This is a genomic window from Minwuia sp. IMCC3060, from assembly GCF_029909435.1.
GTDB lineage: Bacteria > Pseudomonadota > Alphaproteobacteria > Minwuiales > Minwuiaceae > Minwuia.
Map to the genome: position 1 here is coordinate 2,825,532 of NZ_CP123782.1, position 15,221 is coordinate 2,840,752.

Sequence of the window (15,221 nt, forward strand, 5' to 3'; positions counted from 1 at the left end):
TGGCTGCCGGGCACATTAGATGGTTCTCGCACGGGATGGAATCGGTGCTGCGGCGATAGTGGCCATTCCGCTATCGCCGGACGGCCAGCGCCTCCACCGGCAGCCCGTTGCCGCGCCAGGCGGCATAGAGCTCCAGCGCCAGATAATCGTCGGAGCCGAGTGCGCCAGGTTCCGCCAGACGCTGGTCGTCGCAGAACCGGAAGCGGCGATGCACCGACCCGACCTCTCCCCAGCGCAGCAGGTACCCGGGCAGCCCATTGGTCTGACCCTGCGTCAGTTGCTCCCCCCGCAACCACAGGCCGACGCGTTCGTCGTGGCACTGGAAGCAGGCCAGGTTCATCTGGCCCCGCCGTTCGGTATAGAGGGCCCGACCGCGATCGAGGTAGGGACGGGCAGCGCCATCCACGCGCACGGCCATCGGCATCCCGTCGGAGCGTTCCCGCACGGCGAGCATCAGCGACAGCATGGCCTCCGACCCCAGCGCCAGCGCAGGTGCGGACATGCGCACCGTCCGGCAGCGGTTGATCTGTCCCTCCAGCGCGGTCAGCGCCCCATCCACCACCTTCGGAAACGTCGTGGCGGCACCGCGCAGATCAGCAGCGCCGTGACAGTCCGCGCAGGCCTTCTTCGCCGCACCCTCGACCCGGCTGAAGGCACTCTGCCCCCGCTCCAGCCAGAACAGTGCCGGATTGGCAAAGCTGTCGCGCTGCATCTCCTGCACAGCGGGGGTCGCAAGCGCATGGCCCGATACGGGCGGCGCGGGCCGGTCAGGCATGTCTTCCGCCATTGCCGGACGGGCGGGCGTGAACCAGATAGAAGCTGCAACCAGCAGCGAGAAGAGGAACCCGTTCATGTCACTGAGTATCGCAAGGATCGATCATGTTGTCCTTCACGTCAGCGAGATGGACCGCGCCCTCGACTTCTACACCAATGTCCTGGGCTGCGAAGTCGCCCGCACGGTCGAGAGCCTGGGGCTGGTCCAGATGCGTGCCGGGGCCAGCATGATCGACCTGGTACCTGGCCGTGATCCGGAAGCCTCCACCCCGGCGGCGCGGAACATGGATCACTTCTGTGTCCGCGTGGATCCATGGGACGAGACGGCCATCCGCGACCACCTTGCGGCGCACGGTGTGGCGGTGGGCGAGACCAGGACACGTGTCGGCGCGGAGGGCGCCGGTCCGTCGATCTACCTCACCGACCCGGACGGCAATGTCGTCGAACTGAAAGGTCCGGCCACCTGACCGCCATCACCATTCACTGGTAAACGCTTTGTTCAGCATGATTGGTTAGCGCTACACTGGTCTGCACCTTTCAGGCTGGACCTGTCATGACCGAAACAAGCGTTTCCGCGATTTCCGATGCCATAGGCGGTGACCGGCGCCAGATGCGTCGGCGCGCCGCGCGGGCCCTTGTGGCGCTGCTGCTCGTGGCGATCGTGGCGGTGCTGGGCATTGTCTGGTTCGCGGACAGTGAACGTGACCGCCTGACTGCCGAATGGGAGATCCGCCTGGGCCTGGTGGCCGACAGTCGCAAGGCGGCCGTGGAGGACTGGCTCAACGAACGTCGCGGCGAAGTGCTCCGACTGGCGGCAAACCGCACCGTGCAGTTCCATCTGGTCGACCTTGCCGACCCGGAACTGGCGCGGGAGGAAACCGACAGCAGCCGCCTCTATATCGAAGGGCTGATGACGTCAGAGGCAGAACGTGGCGGCTACCTGTCGCCGCGCGGTCAGGTGGCGACGGCTGGCCACGATACGTCTGCCCAGGGTGGTCTGATCCTGCTGGATGCCAGCAACAACATTGTCGCCCAGACCCCCGGCGCACCTGATCCGACATCCCTGTTGCCGGACAGTCTGCGACCCGGCCAGGTCCGGGTTTCGCCCCCGTTCGCGGCGGGTGACGGCACGGCCATGATCGCGCTGTTCAGTGCCATCAGCGCCCCCGAAGGCAGCACCGATGGCGGGATCGGCCTGCTTGTGGCCATCCGACCGCTCGGTGATGACTTCTTTCATCGGCTGGAACAACCCGGCGACACGACAAGCGGTGCCGAGACCTTCCTGACAGATTTCAACGACAGCCATATCCGCTATCTGAGTCCTCTCGACGACGGGGCCGCGCCGCTCACGCGCCAGATCCCGGCCTCCATGGCCGAGCGGGCGGCGGTCGCCCTGCAGGGCATGCCGGCCGGCAGTGGCAGCTTCGTCGGCTATGCCGGTGATGAGGTACTGGCGGTCAGCCGACAGATCATCGGTACCGGCTGGACACTGATCCGGCAGATCCCGAGCGACCAGGCCCTGTCCGGTGGCATTCGCCGCATCTGGCTGATCTCGGGCACCCTGTTGCTGGCGCTGCTGCTGGCAGCCGCCACTGTAGTCGCCGTCTGGCGTCACGCCATCAGCGACCGGCTGGCGGATGCGGCGAGCAACCTGTCGGTCGCACTGAAGGAATCCGACCGCCTGAGCCGTCTGCTGCGCAACGTGGCAGACGCTGTCCCCAACGGCATCACAGCGGTCGACCGGGAGGAGAAGGTACTGTTCGGCAACCGCGCCGCCTTCGACCACATCGGTATCCCGGCGAATGAGGCGGAGGGCATGCCGCTGATCAACCTGCTCGGCCCCGGCGGCAGCGCCCCCCTGCATGCGGCCAACGCCATGGTGCGGGAAGGCCATCAGACCATGCGGTACGTGGACGACCACGGGGCCGGGGCGAATCGTTCCGTGATCCAGCGCATTCATGTGCCGCTGGATGACGATGGCGTGCTGATTGTCGCCGAGAACTTGACCGAGATCGTCGTGGAGCGGGAAGCGCGGGCGGCACAGCTTGATGCGCTGGTCAACGTCCTGGTCGATCTGATTGACGCCCGTGACCAGTTTGCCGCGTACCATTCGCATCGGGTTGCACGGCTTTCGCGGCGGATGGCCGAAGCCATGAAGCTGCCCAGACCGCAGATCGTGGCAGCGGAAACCGCCGCACGCCTGATGAACCTGGGCAAGCTGCGCATCGATCCGGCGATCCTGACCAAGACGGAGGGGCTGACCCCCGATGAACTGGCCGAGGTCCGCGACAGCATCCTGCATTCCGCAGATCTAGTGGAGGGTATTCCCTTCGATGGACCGGTGGTCGAGACCCTGCGTCAGATGCAGGAGCGTCTGGACGGCAGTGGTCGACCGAACGGGGTCAGTGGCGACAACCTGCTGGTTCCGGCCCAGATCGTCTCCCTGGCGAACGCCTATGTTGCCCTGATCAGCGAACGTGCCCATCGGGCCGCGCGCACGCCGGAGCAGGCACTGGAACAGCTCTGGCCGGAAGCCGAGAAGACCTGGCGGCGCACGGTCATTGCGGCGCTGGTGCAAGCCAATGACGCGGCCGCAGAGGCGGAGTCCGGCGGAGACAACTGATGCGGAGCCTGTTACGGCATCTGGTTGTCGGTACGGCTCTGACCGCCGGTCTCTCTGCGGGTCTCCCTGCCCCGGCTGTCGCGGACGGCTGGTACGACCCGCACCAGAATCCACCGACCCTGCCGCGCAGCCTGCAGGACTGGATCACCCCGCAGGGTGGCAAGGAAATGCGGGAGATGCCGGAGGACAATCTGGTCGCGCTGGAGAACCCACCGGCCTTCGGCTGGCGTTCGGGGCAGGACCGCTACAGTTTCGAGGTCCGGATCGCGCGCGACGGCCAGCGCTACATGCAGTTCGTGACGCAGGCAACCGCGTTCCGGCCCGACCGTCCGATGGAACCGGGCAGATATACCTGGCAGGTGCGACGGCTGGATTCCTACGGTCGCCCCCTGCCCGACAGGAGCAGCCGGGTCGCCGATCCCGAAGGCTGGTCCACACCGAGGATCTTCGAAGTCCGACAGGATGGAATAAACCTCTCCGTCCCGCCCGTCTGGGACGCCTTCGACCGCGCCAAGGCACGCAAGCGCCCGCGGTCACTGCCTGCGGACCCTGCGAGCGGTCGGTTCGACCCCGCGCTTCTGACCCCGGCACAATGGCAGGTGTTCGAGACCGTCGCCCGCCGCTTTCTGAAGGAGGCCCCGGAAGCCGAGGCCTTCGCCCGGCAGCGCAGCGACGGCAGCCGTTCCGCCCTTCGCCAGATCATGCGCAGGATCGACGATGCCCTGGCGGTCGCGAAGGTGCATCGGCAGCAGGCGGTTCGCCGGCAGGCGACGCAGGTGGCGCTGCTCTATCTCGACAACCTGATCGGGGAGAACCCGCTGGGCCGCACCGGCCACGACGGCAATGACCTGCTGAACATCCGGCTGGCGAAGACCGTGGCCCGTGCCTACGACATCCTGAAGAGCGACATGGACCGTCAGACCCAGCTTCGGGTCCAGCGTCATATCGAGGACAGGACGCAACCGGCCTTCGACTATTTCATGCTGAACGACCACGGAAATCTGGAGCAGTTCGCACTCAGTTCGCACGGGTTCCAGATCATGACCCATGTGCTGGCCATCGCGTCACTGTTGAGCGGTGATTCCGACCGCGCCCGGCTCTGGTTCCGCGACAGCTACCCCCTCATCTCCATGATCGTGACACCTTGGGGTGGCGGTGACGGTGGCTATTCCAACGGCGTGAACTACGGCGTCTGGGAATTCGTCAATCACGTCGACAGCTGGGACGTGATCCACAACAGCACCGGCTTTCCCTATTTCGATACCGCATGGGTACGGAACTTTGCGGAGTTCCTGACCTATTTCGCCCCGCCGGGTGTCGCCTATACAGGGTTCGGCGACGGCGGCGAGTATCTGCGTCCCGAACTCTGGTCGGAGATCGCCCGACTCTATTCCGAACGCGGTCGCGGTGCCTTTGCGGACCCGCTGCTGGACGGCTGGCAATCCCATCTGGTGGCCCGGACAGGCAAGGCTGCGCCACTGACCAATGCCCTGCTGTGGCCCCGGCTGTTCAGCGATCAGAGCGACAACCCCGACCCCGCGCTGCAACTGGATGCCATCCCCGATGCAGCGATCTTCCCCGACATCGGCTGGGGTGTGATCCACACCGACATCAGCGACCCCGAACGCTATTCGGTCCTGTTCAAGTCGAGCCAGTTCGGCTCCTTCAGTCACAGCCACGCCGACCAGAACGCCTTCACCATCATGGGACGGGGGCAACCGCTGCTGCTCGACAGCGGCTACTACGACGACTACCGCTCGAAGCATCATGATGGCTGGACGCGCCAGACGCGGGCACACAACGCCATCACCTTCGACGGTGGGATGGGGCAACCCATCGACGATCCAGGCGCCAGGGGCCGCCTGCTGGGATACTGGCGCTGTGGCGGGGTCGTGGTCATGCGCGGTGATGCGTCCGGCGCCTATGGCCAGGGCATCAGCCGCGCGCTGCGGACCCTCATTTCCCTGCCCGGCGGTCGGGTGCTCGTCGCTGACCGGATGGTTGCCGACAGGGAACGAAAGTGGGAATGGAACTTCCATGCCGCCGAGCCGCTGACCGACACCGACAGGAATTTCGCCGTCGTGCGCAATGGCGCTGCCCGCGCCGCCATTCAGGTGCTCGCAGGACCGGACCTGGAACTGGCACAGTCGAAGGGTTTCCCGTTTCCGGCCAGGACGAAGAACGGCATCGCCCCCGTCGACCAGTTTCACGCCGCCTTCACCAGCCGTCGCGCCACACCGTCACTCGACATGCTGACCCTGATCGACCTGGACCGCGACAGTCGGGCGACGGACGCCACGGCGCGGATGACAGGCAGCGGTCGGGTCAGTTTCAAAGTCGGGCGCTACGCCGGTACCATCGACGATGGCAAGGTCAGCCTGAACATCGACGGTGCGGCAGTCGATCGGGCAACCTGCGCCGTTCCACCCCCCGAACCGATAGAGGCACAGAGCGTGAAACTGCGCCTCGGTGGACGGAACTAGCCAGCATCGCCCCGCCGTTCCACCCGCCCCCGATCAGAACACCTGCTCAACGCTCCAGCGCGTCTGGCCGGGCGGCGGGAAACGTCCGGCATACTGCAGTTCGATCCGCACGGTGCCGTCCGTCCGGCGCGGCAAGCCGAGGCGCAGCGTGCCCTCCGGCGTGCGCCATTCGCTGATGCGGATCAGTTCGTTGCTGTTGATCTGCTGCACGAAATCGGCACCGAACTCACCACGCTCGAACACCTCCGGGGTGCCATAGCGCTGGATCAGGATGCGCTGGATATCCTGGAACACCTGCTGCACGCCGACAGGATCTCCGGTTGCCACCAGATCGAAGATGGCAGCGGATTTCACCAGTCGGGCCCCGTCATGCAGCAGGGCAATCCGTTGCGGATTGGCGACCTGCGGCAGATAGGCCGCCTGATAGACAACCGCGCCGGGCTGTTCGACGCCTCCGCTGATCCCGGCAGCCTGCAAGCGCCCGCGTGCCTCGGCCAGCGACATGCTGGGTGTCAGGTCGATCAGGTCCAGCTCCGCCGGAAACTCACCCTCTGCAATCGGAATCAGCGACGGGGAGACGGCGGCCTGCGCAGCCTGCCGGTCTTCCGCCGTGGCCTTCTGGAACGCCAGCGTATAGAAGACGCCCACCCGATAGGCAGACGTGAACCCGCCTGGTTCCGGCTGGCGATGGAACAGATCCACCGAGGTACCGAAACTGTGGGGGCCTGTGCGGTAGGCATAGTTGGCGGACAGGGTATGCGCTGCCGACTCCAGCACGTTGTTGCCTGCCTGATCCTGGAACAGGAAACGGTAGTTGGCGTTCAGAGAATGGTTGCCGCGAAACATGTTGGCCGCCAGCGTGGCGCCGAAGTCTGCCTCGTCATTGCCCGCACCCTTGATCAGCCGCCAGAGCAGGCCCGGAGTCACGCTGCCGCGAAACCCGCCCAGTTCCAGACCATGTGTCGCGTTCAGCGCCACCTCCCGCGTCGTCGCCAGCGTGTTGGCCGCCTGATCGTCCACGTGCTGGTAGAACAGGTTGGCCCGCCCGGTCCAGCCGCTGGCAATCGGTGCCGAGAGGCCGAGACGGGATGAGGCCGTCAGGGATTCAGTGGTGCTGTTGTCGTTCTCGACATCCTGCAGGAAGCTGTCCCAGGTCATGGAGACGGTACGGCTGTCGCTCAGCCGAAGAGGGCCACTGACCGTCACGCCCGCAACCTGGGTGTCGGTGCTGTTGGCACGCGTGAAGGCGTCCGTGAACTGTTGCAGGCGACCGCGCAGTGCCAGCCCGTTCTCCAGCCTGTATCCGGCCCGCAGGTCGAACGTGCGGCGGTCGGAGGAGACGACACCACCGTTCGGCTGGAACTCCGCCCCGGTCTGGTCGAAGCGGAAACTGTAGGTAAGCGGAGAGCTTTCGGAGCGGCCACTGACCTGCGCCAGCACCGAATAGTCCAGTGCGTCGGTCTGGCCGGCACCGCCGTTGCCGATGTCCCCGTTCAGCAGCGCCATCTCGCCCTCGAAACTGAGGATCTGGCTGCCGACCCGCCGATCATGGACTCCGGCGAAGCTGCCGGTCACCTGATTGCGGTCAGGGGTGGCACCATCCGCCTGCCGGAAGCCATGCACGAGGCTGAAGGAGTAGGTGCTGCCCCCGTTCTCCGTCAGCCACGACGCCCCATTGAAATAGTCGTCGAACCAGTTCTCGAAGGCACTGCCGACATAGGTCTGCTGATTGGAACCGGAACTGAACTGCAGGGAATGGGTACCGTCGAGCCATCCGACCTGGGGCTGCAACTCAAGCTGCCCACCCTTCAGCGCACGCTGCAGGGTCCGAAAGCTGTAGAAACCGAAGAAATCGCCAGCCTCCGCGCGCAGTGGCACCGATCCGTCACCCTTGGTCCAGGTCAGGTTCGCGCGCTCCGGCACGATGCCGCGATTGGCGGAGCGAAACTCCGAACTGTTCACGACACCGTCGAAACTGCCGCGCAGGAAATTCCAGGGGGAGTAGCGCCGTTCCAGGTTCAGGTGCACCTCGTCGAAGAAATCGAAGGCATTGTCCGGATTGGGGTTGGCGCTGGCGTCACCGGCCACCCCCGACTGTTCCGCCCGGAACGTGTTGGTCCCGTCGATGCGCCATTCCGGCAGGGGATCGCCATACTGGCCGATCTCCAGTGCCTCCTGCGCACTTGCGCCTTCCAGAGCAACCGCAGCGGCTCCCGCCACGACGAGCGGGCGCAACCTCACCCCCATACGTCCCGCCCCTTCCCTCATCCGTCGATTTCCTGGAACTCCATCACGAAGTCATTGGTTCCGGTCAGCACGACGAAGCCCAGCGTCTGGTCCGTGAACTCGATCCGGGTCCGCACGGTGGCCGAGACCGTGCTGACGATACGACGCTCACCGTCATCGGTGGTCAGCCGGGCCTGCTGCACGGTCTGCACCCCCTGCACCGCCTGGATCCTCAGTACCGCATCGCGCGGGACCTTGATGTCCTGGTTCTCTACCAGCCGGGCGCGATCGACGAAGTCGTCGGCGACATAGCTGCCCTGGTTGCCGGAATTCCAGTCGCGGGCGAAATCGGCAAGGAACCGCTCCACCTCTGCCCGTGGCACCGGGTTCACACGGGCCACCCGCACAGCGCCCGTTGGCAGCAACGCCGCGGACTGGTCCGGTGTCTGGATCCGATTGAGCCGCCGCAGTTCCCGTGCCTCCAGCAGGGTCGTCGTGAACAGGATGCTCAGGATCAGAAGAATGCCGGTCTTTCCCATCATGCCACCTGCTGGATTGCATTGACGGTAAAGCTGAACTCACCACCGCCCAGCGCGGAGACCGTCACCGTGATCTGGACAGTAAATCCGTTCGTCGCCTTGATCGTGACCGTGGTCGGCGTGTCGAGCGGGACATCAACATCGATTGCACCCGGTGGATCGAACTCGAACAGGCCGACGAGCCTGTCGGGAAACACCTCCGCCGCCGTGAAGTCTACCCCACCATTCGCCGGGATCTGTGCGATCAGGGCCGAACCCGTGCTGCCGTCAGCCACGACCGTGCAGTCGCCGGTGTTGGGGTCGATATCCAGCGATGCAAAGCGGAAATCGGGCGGTGCCGTGCCGCTGGCCTGCATCTGCACCGTGACGCCCTGGCAATTGGCAAGTCCGCCGCCACCGCCGCCATTGTTGTTACCCTGGTTCGCGTTAACGGCATCTTCCAGAGACGCGAACACCTGTCCATTGTTGTTGCGCACCGGGTCGATCTGGTTCAGCGGGTTGTTGCCGTTGATGATCGTGACCTGCTTCAGCACCCGGCTGACGAACTGCCTGTTCGTCTGCAGCCGAGTCACGTTGTTGCCGCCGGTTCCGGGTGCGACGATACGGATCGAGGTCTTGCCGGTACCGACACTGACCTCACCGCCCTGCGCCAGGACGGGTCCGGCCGCGAACAGGAGTGCGCCGACGCAGCCGGCCCTGATTGCGGCCCGGAAGAGAGAACTGACCATCACTGCGCCCCCTCTTCCCGGGAGACATCACCGACGATGCGGATCAGTTCCACCTCGATGGGGGCTTCGCGGCCAATCAGCTGCGGGTCATCGGCTATGGTCAGCGTGTTGACGCAAAGTCCTGCATTGCCGCTGACCGGTGCCAGGGTGACGAAGGACCTGTCGAAAGTCCCGAAGGCCGGATCGGCCTGCCAACGGCAGTCGAAGTCCCCCGCGTCGTCGAAGGGCACATTCAGCACATTGGCGAAGATCACCACCGACTGTCCCGGCGCTGCCGTGTTGGGAATGCGGAAGGTGAATTGCGGCGGCCCGAGCACGGGACCGTCGTCGCCGAGCCGGAACTCGCCCAGCACCCGCCCGCCCTGTGCGATCACCTGGGCGGCGCGCACGGCATCGGGCGCGACCTCGGCAACAGCCTCCGCCGCCGCATCACCCTTCTCGAAGGTGCCGTCGATCGTGCCGCCGTCACGCAGCACGAAACGGGCGCGGTAGGACGCCATGTCGGCAGGGCCGAAGACCTCCAGCACGGTCTGAATGCCATTGCCGCCCTCGCGCTGCTTCACGTTCAGCTTGTTCACGGTGACGAAGGCCGAATCGCTGTTGGACCGGCGTGGCGGCAGTATGAAGCGCGGGCTGCTGCCGGGCGAAACCTCCTGCGGCGCCACCCGCGCCACGAAGTTTCCCGTGTCACGGGTGGAAGTGTCGGCACCGCCGCCCAGTGCATCGAAGCTTGCGCGCAGGGTGTCGCCGTCGAAGCGCAGGAAGCCGTTGCCGATCACCCGCGCATCGAAGAAGCGCAGCGGTGCCTCGATCCTGGGGCCACCGGTCAGCACCTGAACGCCGAACTGGCCGAAATCATTGCGCCGGGCAGGAATGAAGATGTCCTTCGCCGCAATGCCGACATTGGTGTCCTTCGCCACCAGGCGCAGGTCATTGCCGACGATGCTGGCAACCACTTCCTTGCTGCCGCGGGCCAGGATGACGCCGTCCGGTGACAGCAGTTCGGCGGTCACATTGTATCGCTTGCCCGTCGCCTCCGCGAGGTCCGTCGCGGTGAGTGAGGTCGAGGCCACGGAAACGCCGCCCTGGCTGCGGAACCGGGCCAACGGCGTGGTCACCTGCACGCCGTTGTCCGCACTCCACCTGACGCGATAGCCGGACATGCGGGCGGGGCCATCAACGATGATACGCACCGCGTTCTGGGTGACCAGGTCGATGACCGGGTCGAAGAACTCGGCGGCGGCGGTCAGCGGCTCCACCTCCATCCCGATGCCGTTCGCCGTCAGGTCAAGGGTCTTCTCGAAATACCTGTCGCCCAGATCGTCTTCGATGAAGACCGTGTAGGTACCGGAGCCCGGGCGCAGCGCCGTGAAGGCGACACCCGTCCCGTCCTGGGCCGCGTTGAAGTCACCCACGCCGGAAAAGGACAGCGGGGTTCCACGCCCGATGCGGCTGACGCCGTCCGGTGCGGTCAGCTCCACCGAGATCAGGTCCATGCGGAAACCGGTACGGAGGGCGGAAACATCGTCGTCCAGGCTGATGAAGGCATCCAGGTCACGGTCCTGATCCAGCATGTTGCCATCGGCCCTGATCGAGGACTCCAGCACCATCTCGACATCGGTGATCTTGACGACGTCGATCCTGACCTCGTCCGTGATGTCATCCATTCTCGGCAGGAAATCACGGCAGGTGGTGGCCGAATCGCCCGTGACGGTCGGGCGCTGGGTGAAGTCGACCAGCGCCCTGGCGGTCGCCACGACCCGATCGGTCCCGATCTCGCGCCCCTGGATCATGCTCACGATCCCGTCGTGTACCTTGGTGAAACGGGTACCGGAAAGCTGCGGCCGGATACCGAAGCTGGGACCGGAATCAAAGAACCGCTGGGACCGGATACGCTCCACCAGTTCATCACGCACCTGAACCTGGAAACGACAGTCGCGGCGGCTGTCGATCTGGTGCCGTCCCATCACCACGAAGGGCACCGCATGGGGAACACCGGTCATCCGCTGGGTCAGCGGGTCCGCGGCCAGACGCTGCGTCCTGCCCATGTCGATGGCCATGTTCACCAGCACGACGTTGCCACCGGCCTGCTGCGCGCGTCGGGTCTGGCGCTGCGCAATCGCATTCGGCAGTTCATCGATCAGCGCCTGCAACGCGTCCAGGGCCTTCACCAGTTCGCCACGGTTCGTGTAGGCGGGTCCCTTCAGGAAATTGACCTGCCCCTTTGATATTTCCGGACGTTCCAGGCCGGTTCGGCGGATTTCGTCGAACAGGGCGCTGACCCGCTGCTGCGCGGCATCGATCTGGTCCCGGAGGTCGCGATCCTCCCGCGAGATGATGGCGAGCGCGGCCAGCGCCTCCTGCCCCAGGGCATTGTCGCGCTGGCGCAGCGCATTCAGTTCCCGGGTCGCCTCGCTGACGGCTTCATGGGCGCGGCGGGCAACCGGGATCAGACTGGCCTTGACCGAAACGATCGGCCGCATCAGGCCACCAACACTGATCGCCTTGTCGAAACCACGCTCGAAGCTGTCCAGTTCAGCCCCAAGGGCGGCAACGCGCTTCGGGTCGCGCACGGCGGCGTCCTGCAACTGGACACCCCAGAGATCGAGCCGACGCGGCCCCTCCACAGTCAGGCCGGTACGGATCTCCCGCAGGTTCTCCACCAGTCGCTCGGTCAGTTCCAGGTCGCGCAGTTCCGCGCGCCGCACCTCTTCCCTGAACTCTGCCAGAACCTCCTGGCGGCGAGGAACGTCGAAGATGGTGATGACACCCAGTTCCGACAGCTTCCGCACCGAGCGGGCGTTGGCGATGAAGGGATTCTTGCTCGTCGTGGCGAGGATGTTCAGGCTTGCACCGAGCACGGCAGTTCCCGTGCCCTGCTTGTTGGTGTCGTCCACGATGTCCTTCACAAGGGTATAGACCTTGTGGCTGTTCTTGATCCGGTCCGCCGAACCCTTGATCTTCTGCAGCCGTTCGAACTGTTCCGCCCGCAGCTTGATGAACAGCGTCTCAAGCTGCTTGTTGATGATGGCGTTCGACAGGTTGAGGCCGGAATCGATGGCCTGGTTCAACTGCTCCGACAACAGTTCCTCATGCTCGCGCATGCTGTTGATCAGACCCCGATTGGTCTCGATGGTGTCCTGGATTCCCGCAGCAAGCTCGCCCATCTGCTCGATCTGGGTAGGCGCACTCTGGGCCTGCGCGCCGTTCGGCACAAGCGCCAGGATCACGAGTCCCGCCGTCAGCAAGGCCCCACGAAAGAAATCTACAACGGTCCCGTTGTCCATCCGCACAATCCCCTGAATACCGACCTGCATGTCATGAGATGGATAACCCGGAGTTTTACTGTTGCAACGCACAACTGCAAGACTCACCAACCCACACGTGCACATTTTTTCAGGCGGGCAACAGGCAGGGGGCGAAGGCTATTCGTCAGGAAAATCGCGAACGAGAGCGCTGTCACACTTCATTGCCCGCTCGCAAGAAAGTGAACGTGGCTCACCAGTAGCCGAAGCGGTAACCGCGCTGGAACGCCATGCCGGTCGAGTCGCGGATCCAGTCATCGCCGATGCCGACGCGGGTCCGGCGCTGGTACAGCCAGTCGAACAGCCGCGCCTGCAATCCGTCACGAATGTCGCCATGCCCCGGGTCTGTCCCCAGATCCTGCTGCTCCAGAGGATCGTTCTGCAGGTCGTAGAGTTCCGGACGGAAGCGGACGTGGTGGATGTATTTCCACCGCCCCGTCCGGATCATGCAGGCCCGGGCGTCCATGGGCGCAAGGTCCAGGGTCTTGCGGGCATGGCGCAGGGAATAGTCGCACTCCGCAAAGACCGCATCGCGCCAGTCTTCGGTACGGGCCTCCCCGAGCAGAAACGGTGCCAGCGAGCGCCCTTCCAGCCGCTGCCCCGGAACCGCGCCGCCCAGCCTCTCGATGAAGGTGGGAATCAGGTCGATGGCCTCCACCATCTCCTCGACGACCGTGCCGCGCGTCGCATCGGCAGCGGGCGACGGGTCGGCAATGATCAGCGGGATGCGCAGTGCATCCTCGTAGAACAGCTCCTTCTCCCCCAGCCCATGGTCGCCCAGATAGTCGCCATGATCGCTGGTGAAGACGATCAGCGTGTCCTTCAGCAGACCCTTCCGCTCCATGAAGTCGAACAGGCGGCCCAGATGGTCGTCGATCTGTTCGATCAGCCCCATGTAGGCCGGGATCACGGTGTTGCGGCATTCATCCTCCCGGAAGGCTATCGACTCCGGGTGCTGGCGAAAGGCGTCCAGCACCGGATGCGGCGCCTCTTCCCCCAGCCCCCGGTTTCCGGGCAGGACATCAGCCGCGCCGTAGCGGGCGTGATAGGGCGCGGGCGCGATATAGGGCCAGTGCGGCTTGATATAGGACAGATGCAGGCACCAGGGTGCCTCACCGGCCTGGGTCATGAAATCCATTGCGCGGCGGGTCATGTAGGGGGTCTCGCTGTCCTCCTCCCGCACCACGGCGGCGAACCGGGCGTTGCGCATCAGCCAGCCGGACGGATCCTCCCCGTCATCGCGCTGCACGGAATTCGCGACCTCGTGCCAGAGGTTGGTGCCCTGATAGCCCTGTGCCCGAAGATAATGCTCGTAGGCCACCTCCGGCACGTAGGGGGCCAGGCGGTGCAGGCCGTCATCCCGGTCGAAGGGCTCGAAGCCGCATTCGGCCAGGAACTGTCCCCTGCCCGTCGCGGGATCCAGCCCCAGCCGCCTGATCCCGGCCTCATCCGCCTTCATGTGGGTCTTGCCGGCGAGCGCCGTCCTCAGACCCAGCGGTGCCAGATAGTCGCCCAGCGTCCATTCGTCGGTCCGCAGCGGATAGTTGTTGTAGGTCGCGCCATGGCTGACCGCGTAGCGCCCGGTATAGAACGACATGCGCGACGGACCGCAGACCGCCGCCTGGACAAAGCTGTTCGCGAAACGGACACCACGTGCCGCCAGCGCGTCGATCACCGGGGTGCGCAGGGTCGGATGCCCGGTGCAGCCGAGATAATCGTGCCGCAACTGATCCGCCATGATGAACAGGATGTTTTTCGGCCGCGTCATCGGTCGCTGTCTCCGTCCCTGGTGCTGGTACGTGTCGCCGGGGCCAGCGCCGGGGCGGAGCGGATGCGCCTGCGCCGCTTTTCCCGCAATGGCGTGACCGCAAAGACCTGCTTTGACACCTCGACCATCACAAGCCCTGCAAAACCCGGCCAGACCCGTGTTCCCACACGCTCGAACAGCCTGTTGGCGCGCAGCAGCGGTCGCCAGCCAAGCGGTGGGAAATGCAGTGCCATGTTGGTCTGCTCCGGCAGGAACATGTTGGCGCGCAGCAGGCGTGAAAGCTGTCCGGTGGTATAGGGATGGCCGTGTCCGAACGGCGTATGCTCCGCCCGTGACCAGAGTCCGCGACGGTTCGGCACGATGAACAGGGCACGTCCGCCACTGTCCATCACCCGCCAGATCTCGCGCAGCAGGGGCCTGGCCGCTTCCGTCGTCTCCAGCGCGTGGACGACGATGATCCTGTCCATGCTCTGGTCCGGCAGCGGCAGCTCCAGCTCGTCACCCAGAAAGACACGGTTCGGACCTTCGCGGGGCCAGTGCTGGATACCCTGGTTGGCGGGCATCGCCGCAATCACCCGGTCAGCCTGCTCCAGGAACGGCCGGATGAAGGGGGTGGCATAGCCGATTCCCAGTATCTTCTGTCCGCGCACATCGGGCCAGAGCTGGGCCAGCGACTGCCGCACGTGGCGACGGACCAGGTGCCCGAGAGGTGCCGAATAGAACTGGCTGAGGTCGATGATGTCCGGACGCCACATGTGTCGCCTGCAGTCCCCGT

At 65.2% G+C, this 15,221-nt stretch carries 10 protein-coding genes; 3 read left to right on the forward strand and 7 right to left on the reverse strand.

Annotation, left to right across the window (positions count from 1 at the left end):
• Positions 1-70: 70 nt before the first annotated feature.
• A complete protein-coding gene (soxA, locus tag QGV54_RS13275) occupies positions 71-853 on the reverse strand; it encodes a sulfur oxidation c-type cytochrome SoxA (RefSeq protein ID WP_281016366.1) in 783 nt (260 codons plus the stop codon).
• Here soxA and QGV54_RS13280 point away from each other — a divergent pair.
• From QGV54_RS13280 to QGV54_RS13290, 3 genes are all read left to right on the forward strand, one after another.
• Positions 852-1,241, forward strand: coding sequence for a VOC family protein (locus QGV54_RS13280; RefSeq protein ID WP_281016365.1), 390 nt, complete (start codon positions 852-854; stop codon positions 1,239-1,241). The genes soxA and QGV54_RS13280 overlap by 2 nt on opposite strands.
• Before the next feature lie 86 nt (positions 1,242-1,327).
• Positions 1,328-3,397 carry an HD domain-containing phosphohydrolase gene (locus QGV54_RS13285; RefSeq protein WP_281016364.1) on the forward strand — a complete coding sequence of 690 codons (2,070 nt, stop codon included), beginning with the start codon at positions 1,328-1,330 and terminating at the stop codon, positions 3,395-3,397.
• Complete coding sequence (locus QGV54_RS13290; protein ID WP_281016363.1) at positions 3,397-5,880, forward strand: heparinase II/III family protein; 2,484 nt, start codon at positions 3,397-3,399, stop codon at positions 5,878-5,880. The genes QGV54_RS13285 and QGV54_RS13290 overlap by 1 nt, the downstream gene beginning before the upstream one ends.
• 33 nt (positions 5,881-5,913) lie before the next feature.
• Here the strand turns inward: QGV54_RS13290 and QGV54_RS13295 are convergent, their stop codons facing one another.
• The 6 genes from QGV54_RS13295 to QGV54_RS13320 all read right to left on the reverse strand — a co-directional run bounded on the left by QGV54_RS13295 (position 5,914) and on the right by QGV54_RS13320 (position 15,201).
• Complete coding sequence (locus QGV54_RS13295; RefSeq protein ID WP_281016362.1) at positions 5,914-8,148, reverse strand: hypothetical protein; 2,235 nt, start codon at positions 8,146-8,148, stop codon at positions 5,914-5,916.
• Positions 8,145-8,648, reverse strand: coding sequence for a hypothetical protein (locus tag QGV54_RS13300; protein ID WP_281016361.1), 504 nt, complete (start codon positions 8,646-8,648; stop codon positions 8,145-8,147). The genes QGV54_RS13295 and QGV54_RS13300 overlap by 4 nt, the downstream gene beginning before the upstream one ends.
• The gene (locus QGV54_RS13305; RefSeq protein WP_281016360.1) at positions 8,645-9,373 is read right to left on the reverse strand and encodes a hypothetical protein; all 729 of its coding nucleotides are present in this window, start codon (positions 9,371-9,373) and stop codon (positions 8,645-8,647) included. The genes QGV54_RS13300 and QGV54_RS13305 overlap by 4 nt, the downstream gene beginning before the upstream one ends.
• The gene (locus QGV54_RS13310; protein WP_281016359.1) at positions 9,373-12,660 is read right to left on the reverse strand and encodes a hypothetical protein; all 3,288 of its coding nucleotides are present in this window, start codon (positions 12,658-12,660) and stop codon (positions 9,373-9,375) included. Before QGV54_RS13310 ends, QGV54_RS13305 begins: the two co-directional genes overlap by 1 nt.
• Positions 12,661-12,871: 211 nt before the next feature.
• Positions 12,872-14,446, reverse strand: a complete 1,575-nt coding sequence (locus QGV54_RS13315; protein WP_281019960.1) for a sulfatase-like hydrolase/transferase — start codon at positions 14,444-14,446, stop codon at positions 12,872-12,874.
• Positions 14,443-15,201, reverse strand: coding sequence for a methyltransferase domain-containing protein (locus tag QGV54_RS13320; RefSeq protein ID WP_281016357.1), 759 nt, complete (start codon positions 15,199-15,201; stop codon positions 14,443-14,445). Before QGV54_RS13320 ends, QGV54_RS13315 begins: the two co-directional genes overlap by 4 nt.
• Between the last annotated feature and the right edge of the window lie 20 nt (positions 15,202-15,221).

What these genes read in the sequence shown, in the direction of transcription:
- QGV54_RS13295 (WP_281016362.1), bottom strand. Translation starts at nt 8,148, where the DNA reads ATGAGGGAAGGGGCGGGACGTATGGGGGTGAGGTTGCGCCCGCTCGTC.
- QGV54_RS13285 (WP_281016364.1), top strand. Translation starts at nt 1,328, where the DNA reads ATGACCGAAACAAGCGTTTCCGCGATTTCCGATGCCATAGGCGGTGAC.
- soxA (WP_281016366.1), bottom strand. Translation starts at nt 853, where the DNA reads ATGAACGGGTTCCTCTTCTCGCTGCTGGTTGCAGCTTCTATCTGGTTC.
- QGV54_RS13320 (WP_281016357.1), bottom strand. Translation starts at nt 15,201, where the DNA reads ATGTGGCGTCCGGACATCATCGACCTCAGCCAGTTCTATTCGGCACCT.
- QGV54_RS13305 (WP_281016360.1), bottom strand. Translation starts at nt 9,373, where the DNA reads ATGGTCAGTTCTCTCTTCCGGGCCGCAATCAGGGCCGGCTGCGTCGGC.
- QGV54_RS13300 (WP_281016361.1), bottom strand. Translation starts at nt 8,648, where the DNA reads ATGATGGGAAAGACCGGCATTCTTCTGATCCTGAGCATCCTGTTCACG.
- QGV54_RS13290 (WP_281016363.1), top strand. Translation starts at nt 3,397, where the DNA reads ATGCGGAGCCTGTTACGGCATCTGGTTGTCGGTACGGCTCTGACCGCC.
- QGV54_RS13310 (WP_281016359.1), bottom strand. Translation starts at nt 12,660, where the DNA reads ATGGACAACGGGACCGTTGTAGATTTCTTTCGTGGGGCCTTGCTGACG.
- QGV54_RS13315 (WP_281019960.1), bottom strand. Translation starts at nt 14,446, where the DNA reads ATGACGCGGCCGAAAAACATCCTGTTCATCATGGCGGATCAGTTGCGG.
- QGV54_RS13280 (WP_281016365.1), top strand. Translation starts at nt 852, where the DNA reads ATGTCACTGAGTATCGCAAGGATCGATCATGTTGTCCTTCACGTCAGC.